Source organism: Limnohabitans sp., from assembly GCF_031539175.1.
Classification (GTDB): Bacteria; Pseudomonadota; Gammaproteobacteria; order Burkholderiales; family Burkholderiaceae_C; genus Limnohabitans.
Genome location: NZ_JAVKLQ010000054.1, coordinates 17,923 through 34,682 on the forward strand (window position 1 = coordinate 17,923; position 16,760 = coordinate 34,682).

The following is a 16,760-nucleotide window of genomic DNA, read 5'->3' on the forward strand; positions in this document are numbered from 1 at the left end:
TGATGCGTTGGACGCATGCCCGTGCAATGTGGACCATGGTGGGCGTCACCGCCCTCTGGTCCATCGCGGGCATCGTCACACGCCAGCTAGAAAGTGCCCACAGTTTTGAGGTCACGTTCTGGCGGAGCTTGTTCACCGTAGTGTCACTGCTGGTGATCTTGCCCCTCTATCAAGGCCGAGAGTTTTTCTCTCGGCTTTTTTACGCCCCGCGTGTGTTGTGGTTGAGTGGGGTGTGCTGGGCGGTGATGTTCACCGCCTTTATGGTGGCGCTCACGTTGGCACCTGTGGCCGAGGTGTTGATCACCATGGCGGTGGGGCCGCTGCTGTCGGCCTTGGTGGCTCGTATTTTCTTCGCGCAACGCATTGCGCCCCACACATGGGGGTGCATCGTCTTGGCGGGCGTTGGCATGGCGTGGATGTTCGCGCTGCCGTCCACGGGGGCCGGCGCCTATGCATCGCCGTGGGGAACGTGGGTGGCTTTGTTGGTGCCCACGGCGGCGGCGGTAAATTGGAGTGTGGTCCAACACGCCCAAACACGCGGTGAATCGATGGACATGGTGCCTGCCGTGTTGGTAGGCGCTGCGCTGTCCGCTTTGTGCACCTTGCCTTTGGCATTGCCACTGCAAGCCAGTGTGTCTGACGTGGCATGGTTGGCCTTGTTGGGTTTGGTGCAGTTGGCCGTGCCCTGTGTGTTGGTGGTGATCTGTGCACGCGTGTTGCCAGCCCCCGAAATTTCTTTGCTGGCTTTGCTTGAAGTGCTGTTTGGCATCGCTTTGGCTTGGTTGGGTGCGAATGAAGTCCCGAGTTCGCAAGTGCTCAGTGGTGGCGCCTTGGTGTTGCTGGCTTTGCTGTTCAACGCTGGGTGGACACAACGATTAACGACTGGAGATAAAAAGACATGAACCTCTATACCGAAGACGTGCAACACCACTGTGTCGGCCACGTAGGACTGATCACTTTGAACCGTCCCAAGGCTTTGAATGCCTTGTCGTTGGACATGGTGCGTGAGTTGACCCATGCGTTGCAAACGTGGCAAAACGACCCGCAAGTTTGGGCTGTCGCCATCCGTGGCAGCAACAAAGAGGGGCCTTTCGGCGCTTTTTGTGCAGGCGGCGATATTCGTTACTTTCACCAAGCCGCCTTGTCTGGCGATGCGAGTTTGGAAGACTTTTTCACTGAGGAATACAACCTCAACCATTTGATTCACAACTACCCCAAACCCTACATCGCTTTCATGGATGGCATCGTCATGGGCGGTGGCATGGGCGTGAGTCAAGGTGCGGCGTTGCGCATCGTGACGGAACGCACGCAAATGGCCATGCCCGAAACGCATATTGGTTTGTTTCCCGATGTGGGCGGTGGCTACTTTTTGAGCCGTTGTGCCGGTGCAATGGGCGAGTATTTGGCCTTGACAGGACAAGTGCTGCGCGGTGGCGAAGCTTTGACCGTGGGCTTGGCCGATGCCTGCGCCGCGTCGGCTGACCTGCCGTCTTTGTGGCAAGGCTTGTCCGACAAGAATTGGTCCGATGCTGCCGCCATGTTGGCGTGGTTGCGTGAGCAAACGCAGACCACCTCGCAAGCAGCCTCTGCTCAACAGCCCGCTTGGCAAGACCCCGCCATCGATGCGGTGTTCTCTTTGCCGACGATCACAGACATGGTGCAAGCGCTGCAAACGCAAGCAAACGATGGCAATTGGGCGAGTCAGACTTTGGATGCCTTGCGTCATCGCTCACCCTTGATGCTGCACGTCACTTTAGAACTGGTGCGTCGTGGCCGAAGCTTGAGCTTGGCCGACGACTTGCGCATGGAGCGCGACTTGGTGCGCCATTGTTTCAACACCGATCATTTGCAGCGTCGTGGCGTGAGCAGTGAAACCGTGGAAGGCATTCGCGCTTTAGCCGTTGACAAAGACCGTCAGCCCAAATGGCAACCGAGCCGTATCGAAGAAATCACACCCGACATGGTGCTGCCATTTTTTGAAAGTCCTTGGCCTACCAGCGCGCATCCCTTGCGCCACTTGAGCTAAACCTTCTGGGGGCAAAGCGCGCTGTGTTGGCGCGCACGGCCCTGCCTTGGTTTAACGCGCCAGCGAATGCAGCGGAATGTCTTGGCTGGTGGCCAAGCGGTCGAGTTGTTGGCGTGTTTGAGACATGAAGAACACGGCCAGTGCTTCATGCGTGGATTTTTTGTGCATCTGTTTTGCAGCAGATGCGCCCAAGCCCGCCGCTTCGCACAAGCGTGCGGCAAAGTGCGGCTCTAGCGCCGCCACGGCCACACGCCCGTTTTTGCAAGGGTAGACCTTGTAGCCGGCGTGTGCACCGCCCACATCGCCTTGTGGCGTGGTTAAGCCCCACGTGCGTGGCAGCGCCAAATAGGCCGCCGCCTCGCTGAGTGCGATCTCTTGAAACACGCCTTTGCCATGACCACGTCCAGGCCGTTGTCGTAACAGCAAGGCTTGCAGCACGGCTTCGGTGGTGAGCAACGAGCCGCCCATGTCGGCATACAAAGTGGCCGGTAAATCGAGACCTGTGACCAAATGGTTCTCGGCCAAATACGTCAAATCATGGCCGGGTTCTTCCGCGCGTTCGCCGGGTGAGCCAACGATGCTGACCATGCACAAGGCCGGGTAAGCACGGTGCAACTCCGCCCAATTCATCCCCAGTTTGTTCAGAGCCGAAGGGCGAAACGAGGTGATCAGTACATCGGTTTGCGCCAGCTGTTTGCGCAATGCGGCTTGGCCGCGCTCCGTCTTCAAATCAGCCTGAACCACCTTCACCCCTTGGTGCATCACCGCATAGGCTTCGGGTTTGTAGAGCCCCATCGGGTCAGAGGTGGTACCGCCAGCAGGGGGTAAGGGCTCAAGCTTGGTGCATTTGGCGCCCATGGCTTGCAGTCGCATGACCGCCGCGGGACCTGGCAAATTCAGGGCAAGGGTTAAGACGCGCACCCCTTTGAGTGGGGTGGCTTGGAGAAGTGGTGTGGCAGCAGTCATGCTGCCATTATCGATGTCAACGCACCGTTGCTGGATCTAATCCTGTCGCCCGCACGATGTTGGCCACCGCCGGCGAGGTGAAAAATCGGACCAAGTGTTTGGCCGCTTCTTGCTCTTGTGAGCCTTCCACCAAGGCCGAGGAGAAATAGATGGTTTGTTGCACCGATTCAGGCAAGGTACCGATGAAGTCGAGCTCTTTGAAGTAAATCAATTCACTCACTTGCTGAAAGCCCAATTCGGCATCGCCTCTTGCAACCACGGCACCCACGCGCTCGCTCATGATTTTCTTGGCCGTGTCTTTCAGCTGTTCGGCCACCCCCAATTTAGGAAACAGCTCGGTCGACAAATAGGTGCCACTTGCACTGGCTGAGTAAGCAATCGATTTGGCGTTGAGCAAGGTTTTCTTCAATGCCTCTACGGTGCTGATGTCGGGCTTAGGCGTGCCTTTGCGAACGGCTGCCCCAATTTGAGAACGTGCCAAATCGACGCGACTGCCCTTGACCAATTTACCGTCTTTGGCCAAGGCCTCCAAGCCGCCTTCGGACAAGATCACCAGATCGAACTTCTCGCCACGCGCAAAACGACTGGGTATCGAGTCAGGGGCGTTGCCAATGGACGCACCAAATGCGCTGATCACTTTGTGGCCGGATGCTTGCTCATAAATGGGGATCAGTTGTTTGTAGGCTTCGGTGAAAGCGCCAGAGGTGATGACGCGAATTTCTGCGGCACTGGCGATTTGTGACGCCAGTAAAAATACGCCAATGCCAAGTAGTGTGGCACGTCGGGTGATGTGTTGGAGGAAGGTCATGTGTTGTCTCTCGTCGTGGTGATTTTTAAACTTCATTCGCCGGTGATTTTGCGTTCACGAATCACGCGGCCCCAAGTGGCTGTTTCTTTGGCGATGTATTTGGCCAATTCGTCGCGCGTACCGGGCTGCGGTGTGAGCCCGTGGCTGTTGAGTTGGTCCACCACATCGGGGGACTTCAGCACTTTGACCAACTCTTGGTTCCAGCGGTCCAAGATGGCCGTAGGTACTTTGGAGGAGGCGACGAAGGCATACCAGTTGGTTGCACTGAACCCAGGGTAGCCCGACTCGGCGATGGTTGGAATTTTGGACAGCGACTTCAGGCGTTGTAGCCCCGTGCTGGCCAAGGGAATGAGTTTGCCATTCTCAATGTAGGCCTGCGAGGTCGACAGTGTGGAGTAGTAAGACGCGACACGCCCGCCCAGTAAATCCTGCAACGCAGGCGCACCGCCTTTGTAGGGAATGTGCACCGTGTCGATGCCCGCCATGTCGTTCATCAATTCGCCAGCCAAGTGCGATGCGGAGCCGGGGCCTGTGGAGGCAAAGTCCAATTTGCCGGGGTTCTTTTTGGCGTAAGCGATGAAATCGGCAAACGTTTTGATGCCCATGCCTGCATGCACCACGAGCACGTTCGGAAAGTTCACGCCCATGGTGATGGGGGAGAGGTCTTTCACTGGGTCATAAGGCAGCTTCATCAAATGCGGCGCAATGGTGAGCGGGCCCACAGAGCCAAATAGGATGGTGCTGCCATCGGTTGGGCCGTTGGCTGCAAACTGATGTGCGATGTTGCCACCAGCGCCACCTCGGTTGTCAATGACCACCGAGGCGCCAATGTTCTCACCCAGTTTTTTAGCGATGATCCGAGCCGCGGTGTCTGCCGCACCGCCCGCCGCAAAACCGACCACCATGGTGATGGTTTTCTTCGGGGGAAATTCTTGGGCATGGCCGCAAACGGCAGTGAGGCTCAATGCCAATGCAGCGCAGCTGCGAATGAAATGACGTGTGTTCATGATCGGATGTCCTTTTGAATTACTCGGCACCCAAACCGATTCGGTTGGGTTGTCGTTTCTCAACGGCGAACCGCAGCAAGGCGGCTGTTCTGAAAATACCGTGGGCAAATTTGCCATAGGGCAGGGTGGCAAACAACGCCATCACGACGCCCAAGTGCAGCGCCAAGAGGGCAGGCATGGCGTTGTGACCTCTTGCCAACCAGAGGGCCAAGCCCGTGACACTGGTCAGGCATAACAAGGCGATGAAGCCCAAGTCCATCGGTTTTTGTGCGGCATCGCCGTGCAACGGGTGGCGTTGCAGTTTGAGTTTTAACAAACCCAAGGTCCCCAGCAGCAAACTCACGCCGCCCACGGCGCCCAAAATTTTGGGCAAGCTGGGCAAGTCATAAGGTGCTTGCCAGCCGAAGGCGTAGTGGTACACCGTGGCCAAACTGGTGGCGGCAAAGCACAGCATGAAGCCGTAGAAGGTGAGGTGATGGGCACGTTGGCGTGACAGGCTGAAGGCGTCGTCTTCGTTGTTGCAACCTTCGCCGTGGCCACCGTCCAAATACTTCAGGGTGAGCACGGCTTGCGTGGCCTCTTCGCCAGCGGGGTAGGTGAGTGGCGCACCGCTGGTGGCAGGGGTGATGTCACGCCAAAAACGTCTCACGCCCATGCCCAGCGCCAATGCTGCAAACAAAAAGACGGGTGCAAACAAGCTCACCAGCAGGTTGTGCGGAAATACGCTGTAAAAATTGGCGCCGACCTGTGCGGCAAACAAGGTGCCGTTGAACTGCAGGGCCAGCAGCAAAAACGCCGACAGCGCTGCAGCCAGCGCCAGCGCGACAAACAAGCCATTGCGTTTGTACAGACCGCCCAACGAGGCGGGCCACGCGTAATCGGCGTAGGTTTGGCCACGCACTTGCGCCATCGATTTCGGCACATTCACCGCAAATTCATGAGGGGGTGCATATTGGCACGCGTGCAAACACGCGCCGCAGTTGTGGCACAAATTGGCGAGGTAATGGATGTCTGCTTTGTCAAAGGCGAGCCGCCGCGTCATGGCGGGAAACATGGCGCAAAAACCTTCGCAGTAGCGGCAGGCGTTGCAAATTTGCAGTTGTCGTGCCACTTCTGTTTCAGCGGTTGACAGCACCACCTCGCCATTGGCCAAGGCGCGTGCGTCGCGGGTCAGGGCTTCAAGCGTTTGCATGTGCGCCTCCTTGTGCCGACAGGCGAGCGGCGGCTTGTGCCGCTTGTGTGCCAGCGATGCGCCCAAATGCGGTGCCAATCGACATGCCAACGCCCGCGGTGTAGCCCTTGCCCAAGACATTGCCAGACATCATTTCGCCCGCCACAAACAAGTTGTCGCTGGGCACATCGTTGAAGCGAACGGCTGTGGTTCCATCGGTTTTGAGGCCTAGGTAAGTGAAGGTGATGCCAGGGCGCACCGCGTAGCCGTAGAACGGCCCTGTGTCGATGGTGCGCGCCCAATGTGTTTTGGCGGGTGTCACACCTTCGGTGTGGCAATCGTCCAAGGTGGTGTGGTCAAACGTACCCGGACGGCAGGCTTGGTTGTAGTCAGTCAGGGTGTGCATGAAGGTGTCGACGGGCAAGTTGAGCTTGGCCGCCAACTCAGGCAAGGTGTCCGCTTGGATGCCTGGGAAAACAGGGGGCATGAAACGCCCAATCGCCTTGGCATCGATGATGGAGTAGCCAATTTGGCCTGGTTGCTGGGCTACCAGTCGGCCCCAAATGGCATAGCGTTTGGGCCAGAAGTCTTCGCCTTCGTCGTAAAAACGTTCGCCATTGCGGTTGACGACAACGCCCAGCGACACGCAATCGATGCGGGTACAAATGCCACCGTCATACAGCGGTGCACGCGCATCAATCGCCACCATGTGGGCTTGGGTGGGGTCGCCAATGCGGTCGGCGCCGTGGTCCAGCATGTGTTTTAGCAACACGCCTTGGTTGTATTGTGTGCCTCGGATGAGGAAGTTGTCGGCTGGCCATTCGCCTTGTTCGTTTTGTCCCCAAGCCTCACGCAACCATTCGCGGTTGGACTCGAAGCCGCCTGCGGCCAAGACACAGGTCTTAGCCGTGATGCGTTCATTGCCGATGTAGGCTGCGACAAAGCGCCCGTCTTCAATGTCTAAACGATTCACGGTCGCGTTGTAACGAATTTCTACACCGAGCTTTTCAGCACTGCGGTAGTAGGCGTTGACCAAGGCTTTGCCGCCGCCCATGAAAAAAGCGTTGGTGCGTGCCACATGCAGCGCGCCAGAAAGCGGGGGTTGAAAGTGCACACCGTGGCTGCGCATCCAGTCGCGGCAGGTTGACGATGCCCGAATGGTCAAGCGAGCCAGCTTTTCATTGGTCAAACCGCCCGTGACTTTGAGCAAGTCTTGCCAATATTCTTCTTCGGGGTAGGCGTCGATCAGCACGTCTTGGGGCGCATCGTGCATACAGCGCAAATTACGGGTGTGGCCCGAGTTACCACCGCGCCATTCACGCGGGGCAGACTCCAGCATCAAGACACGAGCGCCTGCTTCTGCCGCCATCAGTGCCGCGCACAACGCAGCGTTACCGCCGCCAATTACCAGCACATCAGGGTGCATTGCTCTTCCTTTAGGTTTTGCGTGCGATTCTCTCTTTGAAGCGCACACCTGAGAAGTGCAATATAGGGCAACTTTATTTTGATTTTCGCAACAATGACTTGGGCGAACTGAGGTGCTCTTTGTTGATCAGGGCGTAAAAGGCCTGTGCAGCGGGTGACAGGCTGGTGTTTTTGCGGCGTAACAAAGCGATCTTGCGTTTCACCACAGGCCCTGTCAGCGGGATTTTTCGCACATGCGGGCGGTCCCCTTCGTTCAGGGTGGACGACGGCAGAATCGCGCAGCCCACGCCAGCCGCGACCAAATTGATGGCAGTCGCGTGGTGTTGCACTTCGTAGTTGCCATTCAAGCGAATGCCGTGTTTGGCGAGTTGGTAGTTCATGAACACGCGTGTGGCCATGAAGTTGCTCACCACGATCAAGTCGGCATCGCGCATGTCGGCCCACGTCACGGACGATTGGCTGTGCAGCGGATGTGTGTCTCGGCAAATGAACATCAGCGGGTCGTCAAAGAGCGGCGTTTCGATCAACTCGGGGTGATCTTCGCCGCTGATGGCGATGCCAATTTCTGCTTGTCCATGCAACACCGCTTCGCGGACTTCGTACGACGCGGCATCGAGCAAGCGAATGCGGTTGTCTGGGCACACGTCGGCGTAGCGCTTGATCAGGTCTGGCAGCATGTGGGCGGCCATGCTGGGTACGCAGGCCAAGGTGAAGTTGCCTTTGGCGTGCTGTGACATGTCTTTGAGGCGTTCGACGGCCGACGTCATGTCGTTGACGATGCTGCGCGCTTGTGGCAAAAAGTCGCGCCCGACAGCAGAGAGCGCCACTTGGCGGGTGGTTCGGTCAATCAATTTCAGGCCTAAATAGGCCTCTAGTTTTTGAACGCGCCGTGTCAGCGCCGTTTGGGTGATGTGCAGTTGGTCGGCCGCTTTGTTGAAGCCGCCCAGCTCTGCAATCACCACAAAGGCTTGAATCCCATCAAAATCAATTTTCACGCAAACGCTCTCCTAGGTCTCTGACGCTAGTTTAGAGAGTCGCCGTAGCTCATTCCCCAAAGTTCAGGGGCAGCCCCACATAGTTTTCAGCCAACGCGCGAGAGGCGGATTCGCTGTGGATCAAGTAATCCAGCTCGGCTTCTTGGATTTTTTGACCAAACCCAGCAGTTTCTGGAAACTGGTGCATGAGCGAGGTGAACCACCACGAAAAGCGCTCGGCGCGCCAAATGCGGCGCAGGCAGCGTTGTGAATAGTTGTCGATGCCCGCTTGGCTTTTCTCGGCGTAGTACTCGGTGATGGCGTCGCCCAAATACTTCACGTCGGTTGCGGCCAAGTTCAGGCCTTTGGCACCGGTGGGCGGCACGATGTGTGCTGCGTCGCCAGCCAAGAACATGCGACCAAAACGCATGGGCTCTGCAACAAAGCTGCGCAGGGGGGCAATGCTTTTCTCAATCGACGGGCCGGTCACCAAGGATTCACGGGCCTCTGGGTCGAGGTGGTCTTTGAGGTCTGCCCAGAAGCGTTCGTCTGACCAAGCTTCCACTTTGTCGGTCAAGGGCACTTGCACGTAGTAACGGCTGCGTGTGGCGCTGCGCATGGAGCACAGGGCAAAGCCGCGATCGGTGTTGGCGTAAATCAATTCGTGCGAGACCGGCGGCACATCGGCCAACACGCCCAACCATCCGAAGGGGTAAACCTTTTCGTACTCTTTGATCGAGCCTTCCGGCACGCTGGCACGGCACAGGCCGTGGAAACCATCACAGCCCGCGATGAAGTCGCAATGCAGCGTGTGGCTTTGGCCATCTTTGGTGTAAGTGACCGAAGGGTTGGCGCTGTCAAAGTCGTGCACTTGCACGTTCTCGGCTTCGTAAATGGTGGTGAGGCCTTTGGCGGCACGGTCATCCATCAAATCGCGGGTGACCTCGGTTTGGCCATAGACCACCACGTTTTTGCCGCCGGTGAGTTGGTTCATGTCGATGCGGTGACGCTTGCCGGCAAACAGCAGATCAAAACCACCGTGCACCAAGCCCTCTTTGTGCAAGCGTTGGTTGACGCCAACTTCGTCCAGCAAGTCCACCGTGACTTGCTCCAGCACGCCAGCGCGGATGCGCCCCAGCACATAGTCACCGCTTTGACGCTCCACAATGATGGTGTCGATACCCGCTTTATTAAGCAAAGCACCGAGCAAAAGACCCGAGGGTCCCGCGCCAATGATGGCTACTTGTGTACGCATGTGTGTGTCTCCCAATTGATATGCCCAAAGCATAGGGTTGATCTGTGTCAAATGAGGCGTCTTGCATTGAACCTTGTGCGATCATTGGCATGGTTGTGCGATGATCGCGCAAAGCGTAGGAGTCTGAATGGCGATTGCAAAAGCAGATTTAATTGAGGGCATGGTCAAAGGCATGGCGGTTCTGGAGAGTTTTGACACCGAGCGCCAGCGCCTCAATGCCACTTTGGCGGCTCAGCGCGCGGGAATCACCCGTGCTGCGGCGCGTCGACATTTGCTCACACTCAGTCACTTGGGGTACTTAGAAACAGATGGCAGCTATTTTTGGCTGGCTTCTAAGGTGATGCGGTTTTCTGGCAGCTACTTGGCGTCTTCGCGCTTGCCTCGCGTGGTGCAGCCCACCCTGAACCGATTGGCCGTGCAGTCGTCCCACTCATTTTCTGCCGTGGTCCTAGACGATGAAGAGGTGGTCATCGTGGCGCGCAGTGATGTGGCGCGTGTCATGGCTTACGGCTTGCATCTTGGGGCGCGTTTGCCAGCGCATGCCACATCAACGGGGCGTGTGCTGTTGGCTGCTCAAACGAAAACAGCCTTGAATACATGGCTCAAAGGGCGCGAGTTGCCGCGCTTGACGGGGCATACCGTGACGGATGCTAAGGTTTTTCGCGCCCGCATTGCCCAAGTTCAGACCGATGATTTCGCCATCAGTTGCGAAGAGCATGAATTGGGGGTCAGCGCTATGTCTGTGCCGTTGCGCAATGCCCAAGGCAAAACCGTGGCGGCTTTAAATGTGGTGCTGTCTGCTGCTGAAATGAAAGCATCGCAAATTCAGCAAAACTTTTTACCGCTGCTGCAAGGCGCCGCGCAGGAATTGCGGGCGTTGCTCTAAACGCGTGGGAGGCAAGCGCCGTTTGATGCGCGCTTGCATTGGTGTCAGCGCTTGAGCTCAAGCGCGTAGTTTGAAGCGCTGAATCTTGCCTGTCGCCGTTTTGGGCAGTTCAGTGACAAACTCAATCCAACGTGGGTACTTGTAGGGCGCCAATTGCGCTTTCACATGGAGCTTCAAGTCCTCGGCGCTGACGTTTTCGCCAACTTTGAGGACCACATAGGCTTTGGGCTTGATGAGCTCATCGGTGTCTGCGATGCCTACGACCGCTGCTTCTAGGATGCTGGGATGCGTCATCAGCGAGGCCTCGACTTCAAAGGGCGACACGTAAATGCCGCCCACTTTGAGCATGTCGTCGCTGCGTCCGCCGTAGGTGTAGTAGCCGTCTGCATCGCGGATGTATTTGTCGCCGCTGCGGGTCCATTCACCTGCAAATGTGGTTTTGGTTTTCTCGCGGTTGTTCCAGTACATCAGCGCAGCGCTGGGACCACTGATTTGTAATTCACCTAACTCGTCATCGCCGCAGATTCGGCCATCGTCGCCGACGATACGCAGTTGGTACCCGGGCACCGCTTTGCCGGTGGTGCCGTAGCGCACTTCGCCGGGGCGGTTGCTCAAAAAGATGTGCAGCATTTCTGTGGAGCCGATGCCATCCAAAATTTCGCAGCCATATTCCGCATTCCATTTTTTACCAATTTCTGCGGGCAAAGCTTCGCCTGCGCTGGTGCACACACGCAGATTGAGGTCTGACTTTTTGGGGCGTTTGGGGTCTGCCATCAATGAGGCATACAACGTGGGGACCCCATAAAAGATGGTGGGCTGGTGTTTTTCAAGAATAGCGAACACATCCGTGGGCGTGGGGCGCGCAGGCAGTAGCACCGTGGTTGCGCCCGCGTAAAGTGGAAAAGTCAAGGCGTTGCCCAAGCCGTAAGCAAAGAACAGCTTGGCGGCGGAATAGACCACATCGGTGTCTTGAATACCCAGCACGCCACGCCCATACAACTCGGCCGTTTGCACCATGTGGCTGTGCAAATGCACGGTGCCTTTGGGCGAGCCGGTGGAGCCGCTGGAGTAAAGCCAAAAACACATGTCGTCGGCACATGTGCTCACACACGACATGTCAGGTGATGCAGCGGCTAAGAGCGTGTCGAGCGACATGTGTGGATGCGCGTCCGATGAGCCCGCGACGATCACGGTTTTCAGGTCAGGCAACTGGCCGATCAATTCTTGGAAAGCGGGCAGCAGGGCGCCCGAGACCACCAAGCCGCGTGCGCGTGAGTCGCGCAGCATGTAATCAAAGTCTTTGGTCGTTAAAAGCGTGTTGGTGGCGACAGGGACAACGCCTGCAAGCATGCATCCCAAAAACACCACGGGCCACTGCGGTGTGTCGAGCATGCACAGCATCAACCGACTCTCAGGCTCAAAACCTTGGGAACGCAAGACATTGGCAAAGCGGTACGCTTGTGCATGAAGTTGACCAAAGGTCAGCGTGTTGCCTGATACAGCGTCGATGAACGCCACTTTGTCCGCGCGCTGCGTGTTGCGCTCTAGCAAGGCTTGGGCGGCGTTGTATTGCCGTGGAATGTTTACGATAGGTTGCATTGCGTCTCCTGCATTAAATTGCAACTCTACAGACTTTCGGCAATATATTGCATCATGGTTTCCCCGACTTAAATTCAGGTTAGAATACATGTCATCGGGGCGTAGCGCAGTCTGGTAGCGCATCTGGTTTGGGACCAGAGGGTCGTAGGTTCGAATCCTATCGCCCCGACCATTTCGTAAAAAGGCTCCCTTTGGGAGCCTTTTTTTATGTCTGCTCGTAGCTCAGTTGGATAGAGCAACAACCTTCTAAGTTGTGGGTCACAGGTTCGATTCCTGTCGGGCAGGCCACGGTTCAATGGGCTAATTCGGCCTAATTTTAGAAAGTGTTCCCATGTCTGAACTGATTCAAAAGCTTCAATGGCGTTATGCCGCTAAAAAACTCGATGCTGCCAAAGTTGTGCCCGAAGACAAAGTGGCGCGTATCTTGGAGGCCGCACGTTTGGCCCCCACATCCAGTGGTTTGCAACCCTTCGAGATTGTCGTGGTGAAGAACAAAGCGGTGCTGGAGCAAATCAAGCCCAAAGCATTTGGCCAACAGCAAGTGACCGATTGTTCGCACCTCTTGGTGTTTGCGGCTTGGGACAACTACACCGCCGAGCGCATCAACCACATGTTTGATTTGACCAATGCGGAGCGCGGCGGCACCAACGAAGGTTGGGAAAACTACCGCAACATGCTGTTGACCAATTACCCCGCGCGTGATGCCGAGGTGAACTTCCAACACGCTGCCCGTCAAGCCTACATCGGTTTGGCTGCTGCCATGATGTCAGCCGCTTTTGAGGGCGTGGATTGCACCCCCATGGAAGGCTTTGAGCCAGCCGCTGTTGACGAAATTTTGGGACTGCGTGCTCGCGGTTTGCGCAGCGTGGTGATTTTGCCTTTGGGCTACCGCGAAGCCGACAAAGACTGGTTGGTGAATTTGAAGAAAGTGCGTCGCCCAAACGCTGAGTTCATCACTGAAGTGAACTGATCCACCGCGATTCAGCGCTTTCAAAGACAAAGCCCGTTCAGGCACTGCCTGAACGGGCTTTGTCGTTCGTGCGTTAGATTTTTGAAGCGGGTTTCCCCTGTGCTTGGCACTAGCCTTGTTCACCTACATTTTCAAATAAAGCTTTAGGAGACTATTTAGTGTTCACTCGGAAAGATTTCATTGCAATACTCGTCACGGCTGGCCTCGTGGGTCCAGTTTGGGCGCAAGCAAACGGCACTGCGACGATGCCTACCGCTGAACAGACCGACCCGATCAAGCTCGGGTGGATGATTGGATCGCCCCCGCCACCAGATAAAGTGATTCGTTGGGCCGATGGTTCTTTTTATACGTTTCCCAAATTCCGTTGGACTTTTTCTCACGGGCGGGAGTTGATGGCGACCAGCAACATCGCACGCGGCTCGACAGCTGCGTCTGTGCTTCCAAGAGCGGAGCGAAGTGATTTTGATGCTTTGACCTTTGTACCTCTGGGCAAGACAGCGCCCATGACATGGGCACAGTCTCTGTCGGCCAATTTCACCGATGGCATCGTCGTCTTGCACAAGGGGCGTATCGTTTACGAACGCTATTCCGGCGCCTTAGGTCCCAGCGGGCAACATGCCGCGCAATCGGTCACCAAATCATTTTTTGGCACGATTGGCGCTGTCTTGCTTTCGGAGGGAAAACTCGATGCCAATACGAAAGTCGAGCACTACATTCCAGAACTCAAGGGCAGTGGTTTTGGCGACGCGACAGTGCGCCAAGTGCTAGACATGACCACGGGCATCAAATATAGCGAGAACTACGCCGATCCGAAAGCTGAAATCTGGGACCATGTCCGAGCTGGCAATGTGCTGCCAAGGCCATCAGGTTACCAGGGACCAAAGAGTTTCTACGAGTTTTTAAAGGGTGTTCAACCAGAGGGTGAACATGGGCAGGCCTTTGCCTATAAAACTGTGAACAGCGACGTTTTGGGTTGGTTGATTCGTCGTGTGACGAACAAATCTGTGGGTGAAAACCTATCTGAGCGTATCTGGAGCAAGTTGGGCATGGAGCAAGATGCCTACATCGCCATTGATACGGAAGGCACCGAGTTCGCCGGCGGTGGGCTCTACACAGGTCTTCGAGACTTGGCACGCTTTGGTGAAATGATGCGCAATGACGGTCGATTTAACGACCAACAGATCATTCCCAAAACTGTGGTCGATGACATTCGTCGTGGTGCTGACAAGGCGCACTTTACAAAGGCAGGCTATGCCACATTGCCAGGTGCCAGCTACCGCAATATGTGGTGGGTTTTGCACAACGCAAATGGTGCGTTTGCAGCGAGGGGGATTCATGGCCAAACGATCTACATTGATCCCAAGGCTGAAATGGTGATAGCGCGCTACGCCTCATTCCCTATGGCAGCCAATGCCTTTAATGACCCCACCTCACTGCCTGCGTATCAGGCGCTGGCAGACAAACTCATGTCTGACCCCAAGTAATACACACGCATGCTCTTCAAAAATTCAGCTTAATTGCCCGAGGGCGTGAACAGCGACACACGAAGAGCCTAGATTCAACAGGCTCGCTGGCGGGCCTGTGTCTTTTCCTCAGTCTGCGCTCGCACTCCAGCGATCATTCCAAGCGTGTTCGATTTGACGTCGATCGCGTTTGGTGGGGCGGCCATGTTCAATGCTGTGCGCGGGTTCACGTGCCAGACGGTTTTGTTCGGCTTCGCGGGTACGTTTTGCCAGACTTTCGGGTGTCTCTTCATAGAGCAATTGCGCCACGGGGGCTGGTCCGCGAACGGCACTGATGCCTTTGACCACGACTGTTTTTTCGACCTGACCTTGGCGTATGCAAACCGTGTTGCCCACCTTGACTTCGCGTGAAGGTTTGGCGTCTTGTCCGTTGATTTGAACCCTGTTTTTACTCACCTCATCGCTGGCGAGACTGCGTGTTTTGTAAAACCGAGCCGCCCAAAGCCATTTGTCAATGCGAAGGCTGTCCATGTCAGTTGAACAACCAGTCTGGGTTTACTGCCACGTAGCAGCTTTTTTCACCCAACAATTGACCTTGGGGAGAGACACAAAACGAAGATCTGCGGTATTTGCGTTCATCGGTGATCACATACGAGCGATAGATCTCTTTGCTTTTTTTACCCGTTTTGTCTTTGGGATAAAGCATCATGAGTCGGGTCGAGCCGCATTCGCCAAGCTTGATGCATTCTTTGGCTGCTAACTCGTCGACATAAAACTCGATATAGATCGCACCAGGTAATTTGGTATTGGCCTTCGCCACTTTCACCATACAGGGCGTGTCTTGTGCACGCGGCAGTCCCATGCGGTCTGCGAACGTGTTGATTTCATCCAGCACGGTGTCGCGGTATTTGTCAGTGATGGTCTTGCGGCACAAAAAGTAATCTGCGTAGGTGTTGCTTTGTACGGCCTTGGTCAGTGGGCGGTGCATGCCGTCGAGTTTGATGACGGCAGGGTCATACACCGCACTGAACGTGGGTTCTGGGGCTTTGGCTTTGCCGTGCGCATCGCCGTGTCCGCCACCACCACCGTGGGCATCAGGTGCGCCATGGGCATCCCCCCCTTTTTTGTCGTCTTTTTTCTTTTCTTCTTTTTTAGGCTCGCCGTGGCCGTCGTCTTTCTTTTCTACTTTTTTCTCACCATGGGCATCAGGTGCGCCATGGGCATCGGCTTTGCCGTGCTCCTCTTTTTGCGCTGTCTTAGGGTCTTTGGCTGGCTCCCAAACCTTGGGTTTGGGCTCCTCTTCGCTAGGGCGTAGTGCGCGTTTGTACACGTAGCCGCTACGACCCGTCTCACCTTGTTCGTCGGCGTATTTGAATTTTTTCACTTCGACTTCAGGCACCACGGGCTTTTTGGGCTCATTGGCCCACGCGGGCATGAACCAAGCGCCTGATGCGCCGAGCAGCAGGATGAGCAGGTGCAGAAAAGATAAACGGGTGGTGGGCTTCATGACAAACGCAAACTAGGGTCTAAGAAGATCGACACCGCGGGCGAGGGCTTTAATGTGCCCGCCAAATTAATCAAGGCACTGTGTAACAGGTGGTGTCGCTGTAAAGCTTGCCTTTGTCGGTGACGCAGTATTGGGCGATCAACTTGCGTGACATGTCTGACAAAAAGTACGAGCGGTAAAGCACCAAGTCTTTGGGAATCAAAGTGACGCTGCGAAACACGGGGCATTGCTCGCTGCGGATACAAGCCGACAAGCGTTGCAGGTTGGTGTACAGATGAATGCTGATGCGCCCAGGCGTCAAGCTTTTGGTGGTGCCAATGCTCACCACGCAAGCATCACCTTTGACGAAGGGCAGCTCCGACAACTCGGCAAAGTAGTTCATCTCTGCCACGATCAATTCACGGAACCAAGGCGCCACGATGCCATCGCAGTCGTAGTAATCCAGTTTGGTCGTGTGTGCAATCGGTTCTGTCATCGGGCGATTTTTGGGCGCCAATAACAGCATGGGCTCATTGCCTGACTGAGGCGGTCTCGCCAAAATGGCGCGGGGCGCCAATGTTTCTGCTGGTTTGCTGGCCAGCACAGGTGTTGATTTGTATTGCAGCTCAGGTTTGCCCTGTGCAAACGCACTGGTGCCGAGCACACACAGCAGGCAAAGAGAGAGACAAAACTTCTGAAACATGGATTTGAAATACATCGGTTG

16 protein-coding genes and 2 tRNA genes are annotated in these 16,760 nt (G+C 56.0%); 7 read left to right on the forward strand and 11 right to left on the reverse strand.

What is annotated here, in order from left to right:
- The first annotated feature begins 2 nt into the window (after positions 1 to 2).
- Together RMS95_RS09550 and RMS95_RS09555 are read left to right on the forward strand one after the other, a co-directional pair.
- Complete coding sequence (locus tag RMS95_RS09550) at positions 3 to 902, forward strand: DMT family transporter (protein ID WP_310645639.1); 900 nt, start codon at positions 3 to 5, stop codon at positions 900 to 902.
- Positions 899 to 2,026: an enoyl-CoA hydratase/isomerase family protein gene (locus RMS95_RS09555; RefSeq protein WP_310645641.1), complete on the forward strand. Its 1,128-nt coding sequence runs from the start codon at positions 899 to 901 to the stop codon at positions 2,024 to 2,026. The genes RMS95_RS09550 and RMS95_RS09555 overlap by 4 nt, the downstream gene beginning before the upstream one ends.
- A 51-nt stretch (positions 2,027 to 2,077) precedes the next feature.
- On the opposite strand, the gene RMS95_RS09560 is transcribed toward RMS95_RS09555, so the two are convergent.
- The 7 genes from RMS95_RS09560 to pobA all read right to left on the reverse strand — a co-directional run bounded on the left by RMS95_RS09560 (position 2,078) and on the right by pobA (position 9,632).
- The gene (locus tag RMS95_RS09560; RefSeq protein ID WP_310645643.1) at positions 2,078 to 2,992 is read right to left on the reverse strand and encodes a CoA transferase; all 915 of its coding nucleotides are present in this window, start codon (positions 2,990 to 2,992) and stop codon (positions 2,078 to 2,080) included.
- 16 nt (positions 2,993 to 3,008) lie between these two features.
- Positions 3,009 to 3,800, reverse strand: coding sequence for a substrate-binding domain-containing protein (locus RMS95_RS09565; protein ID WP_310645644.1), 792 nt, complete (start codon positions 3,798 to 3,800; stop codon positions 3,009 to 3,011).
- Positions 3,801 to 3,832: 32 nt separating this feature from the next.
- Positions 3,833 to 4,807 (reverse strand): Bug family tripartite tricarboxylate transporter substrate binding protein, encoded by a 975-nt coding sequence (locus RMS95_RS09570; protein ID WP_405023381.1) that lies wholly within the window; start codon positions 4,805 to 4,807, stop codon positions 3,833 to 3,835.
- A gap of 19 nt (positions 4,808 to 4,826) precedes the next feature.
- Positions 4,827 to 5,999, reverse strand: a complete 1,173-nt coding sequence (gene tcuB / locus RMS95_RS09575) for a tricarballylate utilization 4Fe-4S protein TcuB (protein ID WP_310645646.1) — start codon at positions 5,997 to 5,999, stop codon at positions 4,827 to 4,829.
- Positions 5,986 to 7,404: an FAD-dependent tricarballylate dehydrogenase TcuA gene (gene tcuA, locus RMS95_RS09580; protein ID WP_310645648.1), complete on the reverse strand. Its 1,419-nt coding sequence runs from the start codon at positions 7,402 to 7,404 to the stop codon at positions 5,986 to 5,988. The genes tcuB and tcuA overlap by 14 nt, the downstream gene beginning before the upstream one ends.
- A 73-nt stretch (positions 7,405 to 7,477) precedes the next feature.
- On the reverse strand, positions 7,478 to 8,398 hold the full coding sequence (locus RMS95_RS09585) for a LysR family transcriptional regulator (protein ID WP_310645650.1): 921 nt from the start codon (positions 8,396 to 8,398) through the stop codon (positions 7,478 to 7,480).
- Between the two features lie 49 nt (positions 8,399 to 8,447).
- The gene (gene pobA, locus RMS95_RS09590) at positions 8,448 to 9,632 is read right to left on the reverse strand and encodes a 4-hydroxybenzoate 3-monooxygenase (RefSeq protein WP_310645652.1); all 1,185 of its coding nucleotides are present in this window, start codon (positions 9,630 to 9,632) and stop codon (positions 8,448 to 8,450) included.
- A 127-nt stretch (positions 9,633 to 9,759) separates the two neighbouring features.
- Here pobA and RMS95_RS09595 point away from each other — a divergent pair, with 127 nt between their 5' ends.
- On the forward strand, positions 9,760 to 10,518 hold the full coding sequence (locus RMS95_RS09595) for an IclR family transcriptional regulator C-terminal domain-containing protein (RefSeq protein ID WP_310645654.1): 759 nt from the start codon (positions 9,760 to 9,762) through the stop codon (positions 10,516 to 10,518).
- 57 nt (positions 10,519 to 10,575) lie between these two features.
- Here RMS95_RS09595 and RMS95_RS09600 read toward each other — a convergent pair whose 3' ends face one another.
- Positions 10,576 to 12,117, reverse strand: coding sequence for a benzoate-CoA ligase family protein (locus tag RMS95_RS09600; protein WP_310645656.1), 1,542 nt, complete (start codon positions 12,115 to 12,117; stop codon positions 10,576 to 10,578).
- 95 nt (positions 12,118 to 12,212) lie between these two features.
- Between RMS95_RS09600 and RMS95_RS09605 the strand changes: the two genes are divergently transcribed.
- The 4 genes from RMS95_RS09605 (at position 12,213) to RMS95_RS09620 (ending at position 14,571) form a co-directional block, all read left to right on the forward strand.
- A tRNA-Pro gene (locus RMS95_RS09605) sits at positions 12,213 to 12,289 on the forward strand.
- Between the two features lie 39 nt (positions 12,290 to 12,328).
- Positions 12,329 to 12,405, forward strand: a tRNA-Arg gene (locus RMS95_RS09610).
- 43 nt (positions 12,406 to 12,448) lie between these two features.
- The gene (locus RMS95_RS09615; protein ID WP_310645658.1) at positions 12,449 to 13,087 is read left to right on the forward strand and encodes an NAD(P)H-dependent oxidoreductase; all 639 of its coding nucleotides are present in this window, start codon (positions 12,449 to 12,451) and stop codon (positions 13,085 to 13,087) included.
- A 245-nt stretch (positions 13,088 to 13,332) separates the two neighbouring features.
- Positions 13,333 to 14,571, forward strand: coding sequence for a serine hydrolase (locus RMS95_RS09620; protein WP_310645660.1), 1,239 nt, complete (start codon positions 13,333 to 13,335; stop codon positions 14,569 to 14,571).
- A 108-nt stretch (positions 14,572 to 14,679) separates the two neighbouring features.
- Here the strand turns inward: RMS95_RS09620 and RMS95_RS09625 are convergent, their stop codons facing one another.
- The 3 genes from RMS95_RS09625 to RMS95_RS09635 form a co-directional block, all read right to left on the reverse strand.
- Positions 14,680 to 15,081: an RNA-binding S4 domain-containing protein gene (locus RMS95_RS09625; protein WP_310645662.1), complete on the reverse strand. Its 402-nt coding sequence runs from the start codon at positions 15,079 to 15,081 to the stop codon at positions 14,680 to 14,682.
- A gap of 1 nt (position 15,082) precedes the next feature.
- Complete coding sequence (locus RMS95_RS09630) at positions 15,083 to 16,057, reverse strand: hypothetical protein (protein ID WP_310645663.1); 975 nt, start codon at positions 16,055 to 16,057, stop codon at positions 15,083 to 15,085.
- Positions 16,058 to 16,127: 70 nt separating this feature from the next.
- A complete protein-coding gene (locus tag RMS95_RS09635) occupies positions 16,128 to 16,700 on the reverse strand; it encodes a hypothetical protein (protein ID WP_310645664.1) in 573 nt (190 codons plus the stop codon).
- Between the last annotated feature and the right edge of the window lie 60 nt (positions 16,701 to 16,760).